The organism is Ruegeria sp. BC5 (genome assembly GCF_056539205.1).
Map to the genome: position 1 here is coordinate 964,715 of NZ_JBQFUN010000001.1, position 17,652 is coordinate 982,366.

17 protein-coding genes are annotated in these 17,652 nt (G+C 59.2%); 13 read left to right on the forward strand and 4 right to left on the reverse strand.

Features of this window, described 5'->3' with window-relative positions:
* The first annotated feature begins 4 nt into the window (after window positions 1-4).
* The 5 genes from ACR0LY_RS04840 (at window position 5) to ACR0LY_RS04860 (ending at window position 6,288) form a co-directional block, all read left to right on the forward strand.
* Window positions 5-1,789 (forward strand): sodium:solute symporter family protein, encoded by a 1,785-nt coding sequence (locus ACR0LY_RS04840; RefSeq protein WP_170348423.1) that lies wholly within the window; start codon window positions 5-7, stop codon window positions 1,787-1,789.
* Window positions 1,790-1,898: 109 nt separating this feature from the next.
* The gene (locus tag ACR0LY_RS04845) at window positions 1,899-3,722 is read left to right on the forward strand and encodes a DUF294 nucleotidyltransferase-like domain-containing protein (protein ID WP_170348422.1); all 1,824 of its coding nucleotides are present in this window, start codon (window positions 1,899-1,901) and stop codon (window positions 3,720-3,722) included.
* Window positions 3,723-3,765: 43 nt separating this feature from the next.
* Window positions 3,766-4,284: a hypothetical protein gene (locus ACR0LY_RS04850; RefSeq protein WP_170348421.1), complete on the forward strand. Its 519-nt coding sequence runs from the start codon at window positions 3,766-3,768 to the stop codon at window positions 4,282-4,284.
* A gap of 1 nt (window position 4,285) precedes the next feature.
* Complete coding sequence (locus tag ACR0LY_RS04855) at window positions 4,286-5,698, forward strand: 3'-5' exonuclease (RefSeq protein WP_170348420.1); 1,413 nt, start codon at window positions 4,286-4,288, stop codon at window positions 5,696-5,698.
* 89 nt (window positions 5,699-5,787) lie between these two features.
* Window positions 5,788-6,288 carry a flavin reductase family protein gene (locus tag ACR0LY_RS04860; protein WP_170348419.1) on the forward strand — a complete coding sequence of 167 codons (501 nt, stop codon included), beginning with the start codon at window positions 5,788-5,790 and terminating at the stop codon, window positions 6,286-6,288.
* 3 nt (window positions 6,289-6,291) lie between these two features.
* Here ACR0LY_RS04860 and ACR0LY_RS04865 read toward each other — a convergent pair whose 3' ends face one another.
* Genes ACR0LY_RS04865 through ACR0LY_RS04875 form a run of 3 tightly spaced genes read right to left on the reverse strand, consistent with a single transcriptional unit; the run spans window position 6,292 to window position 8,524 of the window.
* Window positions 6,292-6,771 carry a DUF6505 family protein gene (locus tag ACR0LY_RS04865; protein ID WP_170349381.1) on the reverse strand — a complete coding sequence of 160 codons (480 nt, stop codon included), beginning with the start codon at window positions 6,769-6,771 and terminating at the stop codon, window positions 6,292-6,294.
* Window positions 6,771-7,466 (reverse strand): biotin/lipoate--protein ligase family protein, encoded by a 696-nt coding sequence (locus ACR0LY_RS04870; protein ID WP_170348418.1) that lies wholly within the window; start codon window positions 7,464-7,466, stop codon window positions 6,771-6,773. Before ACR0LY_RS04870 ends, ACR0LY_RS04865 begins: the two co-directional genes overlap by 1 nt.
* Window positions 7,463-8,524 carry an Mrp/NBP35 family ATP-binding protein gene (locus tag ACR0LY_RS04875; protein ID WP_170348417.1) on the reverse strand — a complete coding sequence of 354 codons (1,062 nt, stop codon included), beginning with the start codon at window positions 8,522-8,524 and terminating at the stop codon, window positions 7,463-7,465. Before ACR0LY_RS04875 ends, ACR0LY_RS04870 begins: the two co-directional genes overlap by 4 nt.
* Before the next feature lie 108 nt (window positions 8,525-8,632).
* On the opposite strand from ACR0LY_RS04875, the gene ACR0LY_RS04880 reads away from it, so the two are divergent.
* On the forward strand, window positions 8,633-9,361 hold the full coding sequence (locus ACR0LY_RS04880; RefSeq protein ID WP_170348416.1) for a c-type cytochrome: 729 nt from the start codon (window positions 8,633-8,635) through the stop codon (window positions 9,359-9,361).
* Here the strand turns inward: ACR0LY_RS04880 and ACR0LY_RS04885 are convergent.
* A complete protein-coding gene (locus tag ACR0LY_RS04885) occupies window positions 9,355-11,307 on the reverse strand; it encodes a 4Fe-4S binding protein (RefSeq protein ID WP_170348415.1) in 1,953 nt (650 codons plus the stop codon). The two genes, ACR0LY_RS04880 and ACR0LY_RS04885, sit on opposite strands and share 7 nt — an antisense overlap.
* 221 nt (window positions 11,308-11,528) lie before the next feature.
* Here ACR0LY_RS04885 and ACR0LY_RS04890 point away from each other — a divergent pair, with 221 nt between their 5' ends.
* From ACR0LY_RS04890 to ACR0LY_RS04920, 7 genes are all read left to right on the forward strand, one after another.
* Window positions 11,529-12,083, forward strand: a complete 555-nt coding sequence (locus ACR0LY_RS04890; RefSeq protein WP_170348414.1) for a DUF3305 domain-containing protein — start codon at window positions 11,529-11,531, stop codon at window positions 12,081-12,083.
* Window positions 12,080-12,667 carry a DUF3306 domain-containing protein gene (locus ACR0LY_RS04895; RefSeq protein ID WP_170348413.1) on the forward strand — a complete coding sequence of 196 codons (588 nt, stop codon included), beginning with the start codon at window positions 12,080-12,082 and terminating at the stop codon, window positions 12,665-12,667. The genes ACR0LY_RS04890 and ACR0LY_RS04895 overlap by 4 nt, the downstream gene beginning before the upstream one ends.
* A 4-nt stretch (window positions 12,668-12,671) precedes the next feature.
* On the forward strand, window positions 12,672-13,283 hold the full coding sequence (locus tag ACR0LY_RS04900) for a TorD/DmsD family molecular chaperone (protein WP_170348412.1): 612 nt from the start codon (window positions 12,672-12,674) through the stop codon (window positions 13,281-13,283).
* A gap of 61 nt (window positions 13,284-13,344) precedes the next feature.
* Complete coding sequence (locus tag ACR0LY_RS04905) at window positions 13,345-13,533, forward strand: twin-arginine translocation signal domain-containing protein (protein WP_170348411.1); 189 nt, start codon at window positions 13,345-13,347, stop codon at window positions 13,531-13,533.
* A gap of 132 nt (window positions 13,534-13,665) precedes the next feature.
* A complete protein-coding gene (locus ACR0LY_RS04910) occupies window positions 13,666-16,560 on the forward strand; it encodes a formate dehydrogenase subunit alpha (protein WP_170348410.1) in 2,895 nt (964 codons plus the stop codon).
* A gap of 12 nt (window positions 16,561-16,572) precedes the next feature.
* A complete protein-coding gene (gene fdh3B / locus ACR0LY_RS04915; RefSeq protein ID WP_037307340.1) occupies window positions 16,573-17,166 on the forward strand; it encodes a formate dehydrogenase FDH3 subunit beta in 594 nt (197 codons plus the stop codon).
* A 110-nt stretch (window positions 17,167-17,276) separates the two neighbouring features.
* Entirely contained in the window at window positions 17,277-17,627 is a 351-nt protein-coding gene (locus tag ACR0LY_RS04920) for a putative quinol monooxygenase (protein WP_170348409.1), read from the forward strand.
* The last annotated feature ends 25 nt before the right edge of the window (window positions 17,628-17,652 follow it).

A 17,652-nucleotide genomic window follows, 5' to 3' on the forward strand; every position in this document is an offset into this window, starting at 1 on the left:
CCCCATGGACCAGTTTACTATCAACCTGCTGTTTGTCGGCGCGTCCTTTGCGCTGTACATCGGCATCGCGATCTGGGCCCGGGCGGGTTCCACATCGGAATTCTACGCCGCCGGTCGCGGCGTTCACCCGGTCACCAACGGTATGGCAACAGCGGCCGACTGGATGTCGGCGGCTTCGTTCATCTCGATGGCGGGTCTGATTGCCTTTACCGGCTATGACAACTCGACCTTCCTGATGGGTTGGACCGGTGGGTACGTGCTGCTGGCACTGCTGCTTGCTCCTTACCTACGTAAGTTCGGCAAATACACCGTATCGGAATTCATCGGCGACCGCTTCTACAGCCAGACCGCACGTATCGTTGCGGTGATCTGTCTGATCGTGGCCTCTGTGACTTACGTAATCGGTCAGATGACCGGCGTTGGCGTGGCCTTTGGCCGCTTCCTCGAGGTGTCCAACACATCCGGTCTGCTGATCGGTGCCTGTGTCGTGTTTGCTTACGCGGTGTTCGGAGGGATGAAGGGTGTGACCTATACTCAGGTCGCTCAGTACTGCGTGCTGATCACAGCCTATACCATCCCGGCAATCTTTATCTCGCTGCAGCTGACCGGCACGCCGATTCCGGCGCTGGGTCTTTTCAGTGATACCGCCAGTGGTGAGCCTCTGCTGACCAAGCTGGACGCAATCGTGACCGAGCTGGGCTTTGCCGACTACACAGCGCACCATTCGAACACGTTGAACATGGTGTTGTTCACGCTGTCGCTGATGATCGGTACTGCTGGTCTGCCGCACGTGATCATGCGCTTCTTCACCGTGCCTCGCGTGGCTGACGCCCGTTGGTCGGCTGGCTGGACGCTGGTCTTCATCGCGCTGCTGTATCTGACCGCCCCTGCGGTTGGTGCAATGGCCCGCCTGAACATCACCGACATGATGTGGCCCAATGGTGGCATCGAAGGTGGTGCCGTTTCGGTCGAGGAAATCGACACGGATCCGCGTTATGACTGGATGCAGACATGGCAGAAAACCGGGCTGCTGGATTGGGAAGACAAGAACGGCGACGGTAAAATCCAGTACTACAACGATCAGAATGCAGACATGCAGGTGCTTGCCGAAGAAAAAGGCTGGGTTGGTAACGAGTTGACCAAGTTCAACCGCGACATCCTGGTTTTGGCCAACCCCGAGATCGCCAACCTGCCAGGTTGGGTGATCGGTCTGGTCGCTGCCGGTGGTCTTGCGGCTGCTCTGTCGACCGCTGCGGGTCTGTTGCTGGCGATCTCGTCGGCTGTGTCCCACGACCTTGTCAAAGGCGCGATCAACCCGCAGATCTCGGAAAAAGGAGAGCTTCTGGCGGCGCGGATCGCAATGGCCGTGGCCATCGTTGTTGCAACCTATCTGGGTCTGAACCCACCGGGCTTTGCAGCGCAAACTGTGGCCTTGGCCTTCGGTCTCGCGGCAGCCTCGATCTTCCCGGCGCTGATGATGGGGATCTTCTCGACCCGCATCAACAACACCGGCGCGGTTGCTGGTATGCTGGCAGGTCTGACCGTGACCCTGGTCTACATCTTCCTGCACAAGGGCTGGCTGTTCATTCCGGGCACCAACTCGTTCACCGATGCTGATCCGCTGCTGGGTCCGATCAAGTCGACCTCGTTCGGTGCAATCGGTGCGATGATCAACTTCGGTGTCGCCTACGTGGTCGCTGGTATGACCAAAGAGACCCCGCAGGAGATCGTGGAATTGGTCGAAAGCGTTCGCATTCCCCGTGGCGCTGGCGCAGCTCAGAATAAATGAGCATGATGCGGCATATGGATAACACCCGTGTGCCGCGTCTTTCGACCTACTGTTCCCGCCCGGCATTCCACCGGGCGGGATTTTTCAAATGGAAGCCCAGGATTGTCTGATGCCCCTGTCCCATGACCAGATCACCCGGTTTCTGAAATCCGTACACCCCTATGACGCCTTGCCGCCTGACACGCTGGACGATCTGGCCAACCAGATCGAGGTGTGGGAGGTCGATGAAGGGTTTCCCGTGTATGAGCTGGGCAACACCCTACCCGGCATATTTGTAATCTATGAAGGACAGGTTGAGATCACGGATGAAAACGGCGCTGTCGTTTCGCATCTGGGACTGCGCAATTCCTTTGGGGAACGTGGTCTTCTGAAGGACGGCAAAGCTGCAACCCATGCACATACGCATACGCCGTCCGTTCTGATGGTTCTGCCCCCCAACGTGGTGCGCGGGCTGATCGACGGCCATGATGTTGTCGCCAACTTCTTCAACCGTACGCGCGGGGAACGTGCCGGTCCGCAAAGCTTGGCCACCAGCGCGATTGACGTTTTGATGGCCCACAACCCGGCCACCTGTCCTCCGGACATGCAAGTTCAAAAAGCCGCTCAGGTGATGCGCGATCGCCATATCTCGTCTCTGTGCGTGACCCAAGACGACACGCTGCTGGGCATCGCAACGCTGCGGGACGTAGCCGGAAAATACGTGGCGGACAACATGCCCGAAACAACACCCGTTTCAGCGATCATGACACATGATCCCATCACTCTTTCACCCTCCGATATCGGATCGGACGTGTTGCATGTGATGATGGAGCGCGGGATCGGCCATATCCCGATCTGTGAAGGCGGCAAGCTGGTCGGTATCGTCACGCAGACCGATCTGACCCACTATCAGGCCGTAAACTCGGCCGAACTGGTTCGGCGGATCGCTCATGCCAACTCTGCGGGTGAAATGGCACTGGTCACGGCTGAAATTCCTCAACTTCTGGTGCAGCTGGTGGCCAGCGGTAACCGGCATGAGATCGTTACCCGTCTGATCACCGACATCGCCGATACTGTGACCCGCCGTCTGCTGGCGCTGGCAGAAAAGAAATTAGGCCCGCCGCCCGTGCCCTATCTGTGGCTAGCCTGTGGTTCGCAAGGGCGGCAAGAGCAGACCGGCGTATCGGATCAGGACAATTGCCTGATGCTGGACGACAACATGTCTGACGGCGACATGGCCTATTTCAGCGAACTGGCAAAATATGTTTCGGACGGGTTGGACACTTGCGGGTATTTCTATTGCCCGGGCGACATGATGGCGACTAACCCCCGCTGGTGTCAGCCGGTGCGGGTATGGCGGGAATATTTCAACGGCTGGATCGCCAAACCGAACCCCGAGGCGCAAATGCTGGCCTCGGTCATGTTCGACCTGCGCCCCATCGGCGGCGCGTTCGAACTGTTCGAGGATCTGCAAGCCGACACACTGGCTGCAGCCAACGCGAATTCGATCTTCGTGGCGCACATGATTTCCAATTCATTAAAGCACACGCCCCCGCTCGGCCTGTTACGAGGTTTTGCCACCATCCGTTCGGGCGAACATCGCAATACGCTTGATCTGAAACATAACGGCGTTGTGCCGGTGGTTGATCTGGCCCGCATCTACAGCCTTCAGGGTCAGTTGCCCGAGGCCAACACCCGCGCCCGCTTGAAAGCCGCCGAAGCGGCCCAGGTTCTTAGCCCTTCGGGCGCGCGGGATATTCTGGACGCCTATGACTTGATCGCTGAAACACGGCTGGAACATCAGGTGAGGCTGGTCAAATCCGGCAAAAACCCCGACAACTATCTTCCACCATCGACTTTGTCTGACTTTGAGCGAAGTCATCTGCGAGACGCCTTTGTCGTCGTAAAAACAATGCAGTCGGCGGTGGGCCATGGCAAAGGTATGCTGAACTAGGCAGACCCAAACGGGCGCAAAAGCGTTAAACCAGGAGAAGAACATGTTTCTGGAACTGATCGGCACCATCTTTGCAGGGATCGCCTTTGCAGGTGTGGTGATGGGAGTGAACAAACTGACGGGTGGCCGCCTGCCCCGCTGGGCCGCTCCGGTCGCGGCTGGGTTGGGTATGATCGGCATGACCATCGCCAGCGAGTATTCCTGGTACGACCGAACCACTGAAACGCTGCCGGAAGAAATGGAAATCGTGCAAGAGGTCGAAAGCCGGGCCTTTTATCGCCCGTGGACCTATGCCGTGCCGTTCGTCAATCGCTTTGCCGCGATCGACACCGCCTCGGTCCGCACCAACGAGCAGGTGCCGGATCAACGCCTTGTGGACATGTATTTCTTTGGTCGCTGGTCCCCGATCTCGAAACTGCCGGTGGCCGTCGACTGCGCCACCAACAGCCGTGCCAGCCTGGCCGATGGAGCCGAGTTCGGTGACGACGGCCAATTGCTCAATGCCGACTGGCTGACCGTCAACGCCGAGGACCCCATCGTCGAGGCCACCTGCGGAGTGTAACATGCTGACCCGGCTTAGCCTGCGCGTCCGAATTTTTCTGTTCTTCTGCTTGATGGCAGTGGGCGCGCTGGCCGTTAGCTCTGTGGCACTTTGGGTAAGCTATCTGCGTGTCGCTGATCCTGCGTTAGCAAGTGCTTTTATCCTGGCTGAAATCCTTATGGGTTTCGGCTTCATCGCCTTGATCATTGCCGTCTGGCTGCTGTTTGACGACAACGTGGCAAAGCCCATCGAACGTCTATCGGCCCAGCTGCGCGCCCGCGCACATGCGGGCGTCAGCACGGATATGGACATGCAGGCCGCGCGTTATCTGGGCGACCTTGCCCCAGCGGCCGCCGGGCTGGCGGATCAGCTGTCAGGCAAGACCATGGATGTGGCTCAGGCCGTGGCTGCTGAGACTGCGCATCTGTCTGCTGAAAAACAAAGACTGACGGCCCTGCTGACCGAGATTCCGGTGGCGATGGTGCTGGCCAGCCCCACCCACAAAATCGTGCTGTACGATGGGCAGGCCGCCGGAGTGCTGGCCCAAATCGCCCATCCCCGCTTGAACGCCTCGCTTTACGAATACCTACAGCCCGTGCCACTGCAACAAGCCTACGAGAAACTGTCAAAATCCGGGCTTGAGGTCGATTGCACCCTGACCAGCATCGACGGCGCGCAAACCTATTCCGCCCGCATGAAGCCGCTGGGCGACGCGCCCGGCTATCTGCTGATATTCGACGAAAGCGCCGCTAATATCGCACCCGAGGCTGCGCGCCCACTGGTATACGACTTTGACTTGCTGAACAGCGCGGTCGCGGGCGAGTTCGAATCTCTCGCTCTTCGCGATCTGTGTTTTGTGGTGTTTGACACCGAAACCACGGGACTACTGCCGCACAAGGACGAAATCGTACAGATCGGCGCGGTCAGGGTTGTGAATGGACGCATCGTTCAGGGCGAGCGGTTTGATATGTTGGTTGATCCTGGCATGCCGATCCCGCCGGCTTCGACCAAAGTTCATCATATCAGCGACCACATGGTTCAGGGCGCACCGGATATTGCTGCGGCGGGGCGCACGTTCCACCAATTCGCGCGGGATGCGGTGATCGTGGCCCATAACGCGCCTTTCGACATGGCCTTTCTGCGGCGCCATGCAAAACGCATGGATGTCGACTGGGATCACCCCATCCTCGACACCGTTTTGCTATCTGCCGTTCTGTTCGGCGCCAGCGACAAGCACACCCTGGATGCGTTGTGTGACAGGTTAGAGATTGCCATTCCGCACGACCTGCGCCACACCGCCCTTGGCGACGCTGTCGCCACAGCGCAAGCGCTGGTCAAGATGCTGCCTATGCTGCAAGCCCGTGGCATGACAACCTTTGGCGCAGTCATCGAGGCAACCCGTCAGCATGGCCGCCTGCTGGAAGACTTGAACTGAACGTCAAAATATTCGCTCAAGATTCAGCTTTTCATGGACAATTCCGGCAGACCGTGGCACCTGATGCGCGGCCACTGCACGAGCGGACTATGACTGAAAAGACCTTCACCCCAACTCCTGACCAAAGTACCGCTTTTCGCGAAGCGCTGGGGTGTTTCGGCACAGGTGTCACCGTCATCACGACGAACACCGAAAACGGACCGCGTGCGATAACCGTCAATTCGTTCTCATCGGTCTCGCTGGACCCACCGCTGGTGCTTTGGTGCCTGGCAAAAGACTCGTTCCGGTTTAATTCCTTTAATGCCTGCCAACACTATTCCATTCACGTGATGGCACAGGAACAGCAGGATCAGGCACTGCAGTTCGCGCGTGATGGGTTGGATTTCTCGCACGTGGAATGGGATACGGATCACAAAGGCAGACCGCAACTGAACGAGTGTCTGGCCCGGTTCGATTGCCAATTACATGCCAAGCACGAGGCCGGGGATCACCTGATCTTGGTTGGTGAGGTCGAACAGGTGATGTATCGCACAGGCAAAGGCCTGATTTTCAAACGCGGTCAGTTCGGCGGCTTCGCGGACCTGCTGTAACCTTCATTCATCAAGCGAGCCGTGAACGGCCAACGCCTCAAGCTGTGTTTCCTGTGGGGTGATAATACGGAACGCTTCGTGCACACCCGTGTCGGACAACTCGCGCGCGACTGTCAACAGCGTGTTCGGGGCGTGTTCTTCGCAAAGCTCACTCATATGGACGATTTCGGCCTTTGCCACACCCAAGGCCGCTTCGACTGAAGGCGCACCGTAGAATTGCACAAAATGCTCGGCCAGAGTTTGCACGATCTGGTCCAACTCGGCCTGTTCGATCTGGGTCACGGCGACAAATGTCACGCGCCCAAAGGTTTCGACGCCCAACCAACCGTTTGAAAACGCCTGCCGCGACTTACCTTCCAGATCGGCCTCACCCCAGTTCGAGAATTCAAACCCGCCTGATATGCACCATTCCCCCGTCCGCGCCGGGGAATGGAACACGTTCATGTCGCTTTCATCGAAATGGATCGCACGGGCCAGTTTCATCATTGGTTCTCCAATAGTTCGGTCAGCGGGCGTAAACGTGTTTCATCGCCGTCACGGATCAGCATACCGAACCGCTCATCGGTGCCCAGAAACACGCCCGTCTGTCCGTAGGGCTCTCCGACGCCGCGCAGCAGCCCCATCCATTCGCCGTGCAAAGGGGCGTTGCCGTCCTCTTGCCAGCGATTGAGCCAGGTCAGCATATGCCGCGACCAGCTTTCAACCAGTTGTGCTGCTGAGACATCGGCGCACCCTTCGTCATACAGTGCGGTGACATCCGGCGTTTTCCCCGGATCATCCCCGGTTTGCAGCAACGCCAGTTCCCAACTGACCACCAGCCAATCGGGTTCTTGCCCGGGATCGCGGCCTGAGGCGGCGGTGCGGAACATTCCACACTTCGCCCCGTTCACGCAAATCAGTCCATCCCAGCCCAAATGCACGGCAACCTCGGGCGGAGCCAGCGCACCCAGCGCGTTCTGAAACCCCACGGCGCACAAAGGCAGCATCGCCATAGCGTCCTGCAAAGGCACCTCGGGCGCAAAAACGATGGCAACGCGCAAGCGGTCGGCCTGAATGTTGTAAACCACCGTCCCCGCGTCGCAGCCCAGCGCGGCCATGGCTTGGGCGCGGTCGAACGGGTCTTCCCCGCCCTGCACAGGATGGCCCGTCAGCAATGGCGGAAAGACCGGTTGGTTCATGCGTTACCCTTGGCGATCATATCGCGGGCGACTTTGCGGAATGCCTCAGCCTGCGGGCTGTCGGGTTTGCTGACCACGATGGGCGCGCCCCCGTCCGCAGCGACCCGGATATCCAGATGCAGGGGGATTTCGCCCAGCAGCGGAACACCCAGCGCTTCGGCCTCGGATTTCACACCGCCGTGGCCGAACACGTGTTCCTCATGCCCGCAGTTGGAGCAGATATGGGTCGACATGTTTTCGATCATGCCGACGATAGGAGTCTTGAGCTGGTTGAACATGTCGATCCCTTTGCGGGCATCGATCAAGGCCACGTCCTGCGGGGTAGATACAACAATGGCACCGTCCACCTTGAACTTTTGGCTCAGCGTCAGTTGCACGTCACCGGTGCCTGGCGGCAAGTCCACGATCAGCACGTCCAAAGCGCCCCACTGAACCTGGCTCATCATCTGTTGCAGCGCGCCCATCAGCATTGGGCCGCGCCAGACAACCGCTTGCCCTTCATTGGTCATCAGACCCATCGACATCATGGTGACGCCGTGATTGCGCAGCGGCAGGATCGTCTTGCCATCGGGGCTGGCCGGACGGCCCGAGACACCCAGCATCCGGGGCTGCGACGGGCCATAAACATCAGCGTCCAATAGACCGACACGACGACCCTCGGCCGCCAGCGCACAGGCAAGGTTGGCCGAAACGGTGGATTTACCTACCCCGCCTTTACCCGAGGCAATGGCGACTATTCGATCCACCCCCGGTACGGCCTGCGGGCCGGTTTGCGATGGCTTGGGTTTCGGTTTCAGATCTGGCGGAGCCTTTTCCGAATGCGCGGTCAGCAGAGCAGACACATTGGCCACACCGTCTGCCAACTTTGCGGCCTGCTCGGCGGCGGCACGAACGGGCTCCATTCGCTCGGCCTGTTTCGGATCAATCTCAAGTACGAACCGAACGGTGTCACCTTCGACATTCAGCGCGCGCACCACTCCGGCGCTGACGATATCCTGCCCGGATACAGGGTCAGTGATCTTTTTCAGGTTTGTCAGAACCGCGTCACGAACACTCATGCCATTACCCCTTTAATTCCACCCACGATGAGGTTGCGTTTCATTGCATGTGTCTCCGTCTCATTCAGTTCATTTGACGCAATCGGGACCAGACCGTTAGGTTGGGCCATGCGCGTTGTCCTTTTGTGCCTGAGCCTGACGCTCTCTGCCAGTCCCTCTTGGTCGCAGGAGGCCATTGGCCTTGCCGCCCCGACGGAAGTAACAGACTCTGGTCTGCTGCAACATATCCTTCCTCGCTTCTCTCTCAAGACCGGGATACGCGTTATTGCGGATGACGGGGGCATTTTGGTGCTGGAAACCTCCCCGCCGGGCGATCCAGTCTTTGCACGCGGCGGCGTGGTGTACCATCTACGGATCGGAGACAATGCCCGGCACGAACGGTTCCGCGACTGGCTGCTGTCCGATATCGGCAAGAATACGGTCGAAAGCTTTGTCCCTGACCAAGGGGCACCCTTCTCTGCGAGTTTCGAAGTAACGGCAACCCAGCAGGAAACCGTGATCGAAGGCGACGCTGCCCGGGGCGCGGAACTGTCGATGACCCATTGTGGCCGGTGTCATGTGATTGGGCCGCAGAACCGGATGAACGGTCTGGGTTCAACCCCCTCGTTCGCGGTATTGCGCGCCATGCCGGACTGGTCTGAGCGGTTCGAGGCGTTCTTTGCCCTTAACCCCCATCCCGCCTTCACACAAATTGACGGGCTAACACCGCCGTTTGACCCAGAACGCCCCTCGCCCATTTACCCGGTCGAGATGACGCTGGAAGAGCTGGAGGCCATTCTGGCGTTTGTCTCAGCCATCCAGGCTGCTGATTTAGGCGCGCCGCTACAGCTTCAGTGATCCTTTCGCTTTGAGAAATAATCCTCGGTCGTGACAACCTTGGGTCTTGGGTTGGACTGGAACGGATTGTCTGATTGTTGAAACTGCGCGTTCACCCGGCAATTGTCGCACATCTGGATCATTCGTGCCTTGTCCGAGGTGGCAAACATCGGATGCGTGCCAGACAGCTTTTCCATGATCCGTTCGACCGTAGATTTCACGCCGAACAACGCACCGCATTCAACGCAGGCAAAGGGTTCTTCCTCATTCAGCACCTGCTGAGACAAGGCTGCGTCGCTCAGGTCCAGTTGCGGGACAAGGGTAATCGCATCCTCGGGGCAAACGCCCTTGCACAAGCCACATTGCAAACAGGCGTCCTGCTGAAAGTTCAGCTGCGGTTTGTCCGGGTTGTCAGCCAACGCACCTGACGGGCACAGCGACACGCAGCTGAGGCACAATGTACAGGCGTCCGTATTCACCGCCACCGCCCCGTACGGAGCATTTTCGGGTAATGATAAAGGTGTATCCGCCTGCGGATTCAACGCCTGTGCGGACAAGCGCGCGATTTGTCTGCGGTTGCCCAGCGGCAGCACCGGATCGGACAGCGGTGACGGAACATCCTGCGCATATAGCAGGTCTGCCATCGCATCGGGGTCGGCCTGATCAATCAAGGACAATCCATCTGGTCTTGCAATTGCCTGCGCCAGAACCAATTCACGATCCAGCGCGTCGCGTTCGGTGGTTGGGGCCAGAAGGATATCGACACGTGCGAACCCATGCGCCAATGCGGCCAGCATTTCGGCGTGGCCGAACCCCGAAATCACGTTTAACTCAAGCGGGATGACATCTGCGGGCAAGCCGCGCCCGAACCGGGCGGCCAGCCGGATCATCTCAGCCCCGTGGGCATCGTGGACCAACAAACGGGGCGACGTCCCCCCTGCCCGCCGATAGGTCCGCGCCAGAATGTGCATGCGTGACAACAGGGCAGAAACTGGCGGGTCCTCGTATGTGATTGCGGTCGATGGGCACACCGCCGCACATTCCCCGCATCCGGCGCAGACCATTGGGTCAATGGACACATGTTCCTTCGCCGGCACGATCGCACCCGTCGGACAGATATCCAGACAGTTGGTACAGGCGACCTGCTCGGCACGGGAATGGGCACACAGCGTTTCTTCGAGCCGCACGTAAAGCGGCTTTTCAAACGTGCCAACCAGTTGCACTGCCTCATAGGCCAACCGTTCCACAGCAAGCGGGTCTTTGGGATCGGCGCGCAAATAGCCTTCGCGTTTGGCCGGGGCCTGAACGAAGGCAGTGCCGCCGGACAGGTCTATTATAATATCGCAGGCCGAGTGCGCCCCATCGCGGGCCTCAGTCCAGGTAAACGCCCCACGACCGCCCGGTTTCAGCTGTTGCAAAGCGTCCAGCCGCAACGTAAACCCGCCCAGCGCGCCGTTCAGCGACTGAAGTTGGCCGCGCACCACGTCAAATGACCGCGAAACCGGCGACGCGTCATCGGTCACCAGCACCGTCACAGCCAAAGTGTCCGACAGCCGGGCCGCCAGATCAAAACTCACCTCACCTGCCCCGACAATGAAACAGGTGCCTTCGCTAAAGACGTCAACGCTGGGCGTGATGGGCTGGGGCAGCAGCGCCTCAGCCGCCAAAGCGGCCATCTTGGGGGTCGCATCGCTGCTCTGCTCTGACCAACCGGCGCGGTCACGCAAGTCGACAAACCCCGGCATGTCGATATTCAATTCGTCTGCAAGATCCCGGAACACATCTTGCTCCTGCCCGCAGGCAATCACCGTATCCCCGTCCTGCATCAGGGATGCAGCGGTCTCCAACTCAGCCGTACACAGGGCCGCATGAACTTTTGAGCAGGCGATCCCACAAGCGGATGCGATTTTCTCGGCCTCAAGATCCTGCGTTCCGGCGCAATCGCATAGTATTAGTTTTGTGCCCATGGCATCCCCTCCCCATCTTGGTTTCAGCTTAGGGTGTCTTGGAAAAGTGGCAATGCCCCATGGCAAATCTTTCGGCATGGCCGGGTCTTCAATGCCTCTCGGGTTCGTAAACAATCGGTGATCAGATCATTAGCCCAGCAATTCAGACTTGGCACATGGTTGCTTTGTGTACCATAGTAGACCCAGGGAAAGGCAGGGGAGAGCCTTCCGGGGAGGACTAAGTGGCCAAGGCCGCAAGCCAGATTGAAATGCCAATCGGCGTCGTCGTGCGCAAAACACCCGGTGTTACCCGCTGGGCGAAATGGAACTGGCGCGCCGTTGCTGTGCTGCCCGGTGCTGGGCCAGCGGATTGGCTTGAGATGCGCCGCGAGGGTGAAGCCGTGGAGTACCACGCCGCCACCCTTCCCCTGACGCTTTGGGCTGATGAAACTGAGGCCTACATGGTCAACCTGTCCGACGGACAACCTTCGATCTACCTTGTTCTTCGCGATGCGCTGGATGGCGAACGCCCGATGGATGCGGTGCTGGTCACGGCGTCCCCGTTCGAAGGGCAGGATTATGCAGATACCGGCGAAGAGATTGTCGAAAAAATCCCGATGACTGAAGGGCTGATTGCCTGGGTTCGGGATTTCGCGCTGGAACACCACCGTGATGAGGTTTTCGTTAAACGCCGCCGCGACAAGAAACGGACGGACCTTGTAGAGGACGGCAAGGGGGATGCGCGTATCCGGCAGACCTCGGACGTATACCGCGCACCGCGGAGGCTGTTGCAATGACCCAAGCTCGCGATTTCTGGTCCCGCCGCAAAGCTGCCGTTCAGGCCGAAGCCGAGGCCGAGGTCATCGCAAGTGAAGAACAGGTCATCGCCACGCAACACGCCGAGTTGGAAGAAAAGAGCGACGCCGAGATTTTGGCACAGTTCAACTTGCCCGACCCCGATCAGTTGCAGGCTGGGGATGATGTCTCGGGGTTTATGGCAAAGGCCGTCCCTGACCGGTTGCGCCGCCGTGCCTTGCGGCGGCTGTGGCGGCTGAACCCGGTATTGGCCAATGTGGACGGGCTTGTCGACTATGGCGAGGACTATACCGACGCGGCCTGTGTGATCGAGAACATCCAGACCGCCTATCAAGTTGGCAAAGGAATGCTGAGCCACATCGAAGCATTGGCTGCAGAGGCCGAAGAGGATGCCCCTGAAATCGAACCCTTGGTGGATGAAGGTGAAACCCTGGCAGCCGAAGAGGAACCGGAAGTGGTTCCAACCCCAGCCCCTGCCCAGGTGGCCGTGGCATTTACCGATGAGGTGGACGAGACAGCGCCGCAGGTTGCCCCGCGCCGCATGAAATTTGAATTCGAAGGATGACGAAATGACCGCAGGCAATGCGCAAAATCTGGAAGTCTCGGCCGAAGATCGCCTGCGCGCGGATTTCTACAATTTTCTGGGTCTGCTTCTGTCAGGCCCACCAGATCAAATGCTGCTAGATCAGGTCGCGGGTCTGACCGGGGATGGCACAGACCTGGGTCAAGCCATTCAAGCCATGGCGCGGGTGGCCAAAGTCACCAAACCCGCCGCCGCGGAACGGGAATTCAATGCGCTGTTCATCGGACTGGGTCGGGGTGAGCTGCTGCCTTATGGCAGCTATTACCTGACCGGTTTTTTGAACGAGAAACCTCTGGCGCAGTTGCGCAATGACATGGCCGTCCGCGGAATCACCCGAGCGCAGAACGTATTCGAGCCCGAAGACAACATAGCCTCGCTGATGGAAATGATGGCAGGCATGATCGTTGGCCGTTTTGGCGCACCCGCCACGGTCGAGGATCAAAAGGTGTTCTGGAACAAACATATCGGCCCCTGGGCCACACATTTCTATTCTGATTTGGAAGCAGCCGAAGCGTCGGTTCTCTATGCCTCGGTCGGCACAGCCGGTCGGGTGTATATGGAAATCGAACGCGAGGCCTTCCGAATGACGGCGGTGTGAACCACCGCAACTCGCCAGCGCCCGAATTGGCGCTAAATCGCAAATGGGAAAGGAGAAGCCCATGAGCAAGACCAAGGAAGAAGGCGCCTCGCGCCGCGACTTCCTCAAACTGGCCGGAACCGCAGCGCCCGCTGCTGTTGCCGCAGCCACATTAAGCGGAAAAGCCGAAGCAGCCGAGCTGCCCACGGACGAAACCCGCATGCAGGACACGGCGCACACCCGCGCTTACCTGGACAGCGCGCGCTTCTAAGCCGCCTCGACTGCGCCCGGTTCACCGACCGGACGATGTCACCAACCGACTGACGGTTGCGATTGGCCCTGACGTCGGCATCAGCAGTACCAAGCCAGCCGTGGCTTACACGGCGCGCAAGGGAGGAAAACAATGCTAAGGAAAAAGACCAACGGGGTTGCGAGACGCCCCCAGCGGACAAGTATCCTGTCCCAGGTCGGCGAGAAAACCGTCGATCGCCGCGCATTCCTGCGTGGATCGGGCCTGACGATCGGCGGCCTTGCCGCGATCAGCGCCACGGGTGGAACCGTGACGCCAGCCAGCGCCCAGACAGCGGCCAATCAGGCCGTTGAAAACATCAAATCCGTATGCACCCATTGTTCAGTCGGCTGTACAGTCGTCGCCGAAGTGCAGGACGGCGTCTGGATCGGGCAGGAACCCGGTTGGGACAGTCCGTTCAACCTGGGTGCGCACTGCGCCAAGGGGGCCTCGGTTCGCGAGCACGCCCATGGCGAGCGCCGCCTGAAATACCCGATGAAAAAGGAAGGTGGCGAGTGGAAACGCATCAGCTGGGAAGAGGCGATCAACGAGATCGGCGACGGCATGATGAGCATCCGCGAAGAGTCGGGGCCAGACAGTGTTTATTGGCTGGGTTCCGCGAAGCACAATAACGAACAGGCCTATCTGTTCCGCAAGTTCGCCGCCTACTGGGGCACGAACAACGTGGACCATCAGGCGCGTATCTGCCACTCGACCACTGTTGCGGGTGTTGCGAATACATGGGGCTACGGCGCCATGACCAATTCGTATAACGACATGCACAACAGTAAGGCGATCTTCATAATCGGCGGTAACCCGGCTGAAGCGCACCCTGTCTCGCTGCTGCATATATTGCGCGCGAAAGAGCAGAACAACGCACCGCTGATTGTCTGCGACCCGCGGTTTACGCGCACCGCGGCCCATGCAGATGAATATGTCCGCTTCCGCCCCGGCACAGACGTTGCGCTAATCTGGGGCATCCTGTGGCACATCTTCGACAACGGCTGGGAGGACAAAGAGTTCATCCGCACCCGTGTCTGGGGCATGGACCAAATCCAGGAAGAGGTTGCCAAGTGGAACCCGGAAGAGGTCGAGCGCGTCACCGGTACGCCCGGTTCGCAGCTCAAGCGCGTTGCCCGCACCATGGCCAACAACCGGCCCGGCACAGTCGTTTGGTGTATGGGTGGCACCCAGCACACCAACGGCAACAACAACACCCGCGCCTACTGCGTGCTGCAGCTTGCGCTTGGCAACATGGGCACCTCGGGTGGTGGCACCAACATCTTCCGCGGTCATGACAATGTGCAGGGCGCGACGGACCTTGGTGTTCTGTCTCATACCCTGCCCGGCTATTACGGCCTGTCCGCAGGTGCGTGGGGCCACTGGGCACGTGTCTGGGGTGAAGAACCCGAATGGCTGGCAGGTCAGTTCGCCACGATCAAGGACAAGGAAGGCAAGGATAAACCGCTTCAGAACGAGCGCGGCATCCCTGTCTCTCGCTGGATCGATGGTGTTCTGGAAGACCCGGCAAATATGGATCAGGACAACAACGTCCGCGCCATGGTCTTGTGGGGTCACGCGCCGAACTCACAAACGCGTGGGCCGGAAATGAAGACGGCGATGGAGAAGCTGGACATGCTGGTCGTGATCGACCCGTACCCCACCGTCTCGGCCGTTCTGCATGACCGCACCGATGGCGTTTACCTTTTGCCTGCCTGTACGCAGTTCGAAACCCGTGGCTCGGTCACGGCCTCGAACCGCTCGCTGCAGTGGCGCGACAAGGTGGTTGATCCGCTGTTCGAAAGCTTGCCGGATGAGGTCATTATGGCCAAGTTTGCCAACAAGTTCGGCTGGGCGGACCGGTTCTTCCGCAATATCGAAATGGAAGACGCCGAAACCCCGAATGTTGAAAGCATCACGCGTGAGTTCAACTCGGGCCTCTGGACCATCGGCTATACCGGTCAGTCGCCGGAACGTCTGAAAAGCCATATGGCCAACCAGCACACGTTCGACAGAACGACGCTGCAGGCTGTTGGCGGACCAAACGACGGCGAATACTATGGTCTGCCATGGCCCTGCTGGGGCACGGCCGAGATGGGTCATACGGGGACTCCAAACCTCTATGACATGTCCAAACCGGTGGCCGAGGGTGGCCTGACCTTCCGCGCCCGTTTCGGGGTGGAACGCGATGGCGACAACCTGCTGGCCGAAGGGGTCTATAGCGTTGGGTCGGAAATTCAGGATGGATATCCCGAATTCACGATGCAGATGCTGATGGATCTTGGCTGGGATGGCGATCTGACGGATGAGGAACGCGCAGCAATCGACGCCGTTGCGGGTCCGAAGACCAACTGGAAAACCGACCTTAGCGGCGGCATCCAACGGGTCGCGATCGAGCATGGTTGTGCGCCCTTCGGGAACGCCAAAGCCCGTGCGGTCGTCTGGACCTTCCCGGATCCGATCCCACTGCATCGCGAGCCGCTGTATACCAACCGGCGCGATCTGGTGGAGGATTATCCGACCTACGAAGACCGTCAGGCCTATCGCCTGCCTACCCTTTACGCTTCGATCCAGAAGAACGACTTTTCAAAGGATTACCCGCTAATCCTGACGTCTGGTCGTCTGGTCGAATATGAGGGTGGCGGCGAGGAAAGCCGATCGAACCCGTGGCTGGCCGAACTGCAACAGGACATGTTCGTCGAGATCAACCCGCGCGATGCCAACAACCTTGGTATTCGTGATGGGTCTCAGGTCTGGGTCGAAGGTCCCGAGGGCGGCAAAGTCAAGGTGATGGCGATGCTGACCAACAGGGTCGGTGCCGGCGTGGCCTTCATGCCATTCCATTTCGGCGGCCATTTCCAGGGACAGGACTTGCGGGACAAATACCCCGCTGGCGCTGATCCCTACGTGCTGGGTGAAAGCTCCAACACCGCCCAGACCTATGGCTACGATTCAGTGACCCAGATGCAGGAGACGAAATGTACTCTCTGCAAAATCTCGGCAGCGTAAGGAGGACGATTTATGGCTAGAGCAAAGTTTCTCTGCGACGCTGAACGCTGCATCGAGTGCAACGCCTGCGTCACCGCGTGCAAGAACGAGCACGAGGTCCCATGGGGCATCAACCGCCGCAGGGTGGTGACGATCAATGACGGCAACCCGGGCGAACGCTCAATCTCGGTGGCCTGCATGCATTGCTCGGATGCGCCTTGCATGGCGGTGTGCCCGGTCGACTGCTTCTATCAGAACGAAGAAGGCGTCGTCCTGCACTCCAAGGACCTGTGCATCGGTTGCGGCTATTGCTTCTATGCGTGCCCCTTCGGCGCGCCGCAGTATCCGCAGGCCGGAAACTTTGGATCGCGCGGCAAGATGGACAAATGTACCTTCTGCGCCGGTGGTCCCGAGGAAACGCACTCGACCGCAGAGTTCGCCAAATACGGTCGCAATCGGATCGCCGAGGGCAAACTGCCCATCTGCGCCGAGATGTGTTCCACCAAGGCCCTGCTCGCCGGTGATGGCGACGTGGTTTCGGCCATCTACCGCGAACGCGTCGTGGCGCGCGGGTTTGGCTCGGGCGCCTGGGGTTGGGGCACGGCCTACGACCAGAAAGACGGTTAGTCCCGTTTTGAAATTGGCGGTCCCGTAGTGTCAGCTACGGGACCGTCCCAGCCCGGCCAAACCACTTGGCCGGGCATAAGTTGGCTCGACCAACCTGAACGGAGTAATTCATGACCGAAGATGTTTATTGGCTGCTGAAACTTGACCTGCAAGCAGATCAGGATGACATATTCGATGCGCTAATGGCTGAAATGGTGGATGCAACACTGAATGAAAGCGGTGCGAAGTCCTATGAATGGCACCGCAGCGGATCGGCAGTTCACATATTTGAACGATACGCCAGTTCTGATGATGCGATGATCCACATGCAAAACTTCGGGGCAAATTTCGCAGATCGTTTTCTGGCAATTCTGACGCCAACTCAGCTGGACGTTTACGGCCCCGCTAAAGAAGACCTGCACGCGGCGCTTACGCCGGTTGGAGCGGTCTTTCACAAACAAGTCAGCGGCTTTGACCGATAGACACGAACGACACAGGAGATTCGAC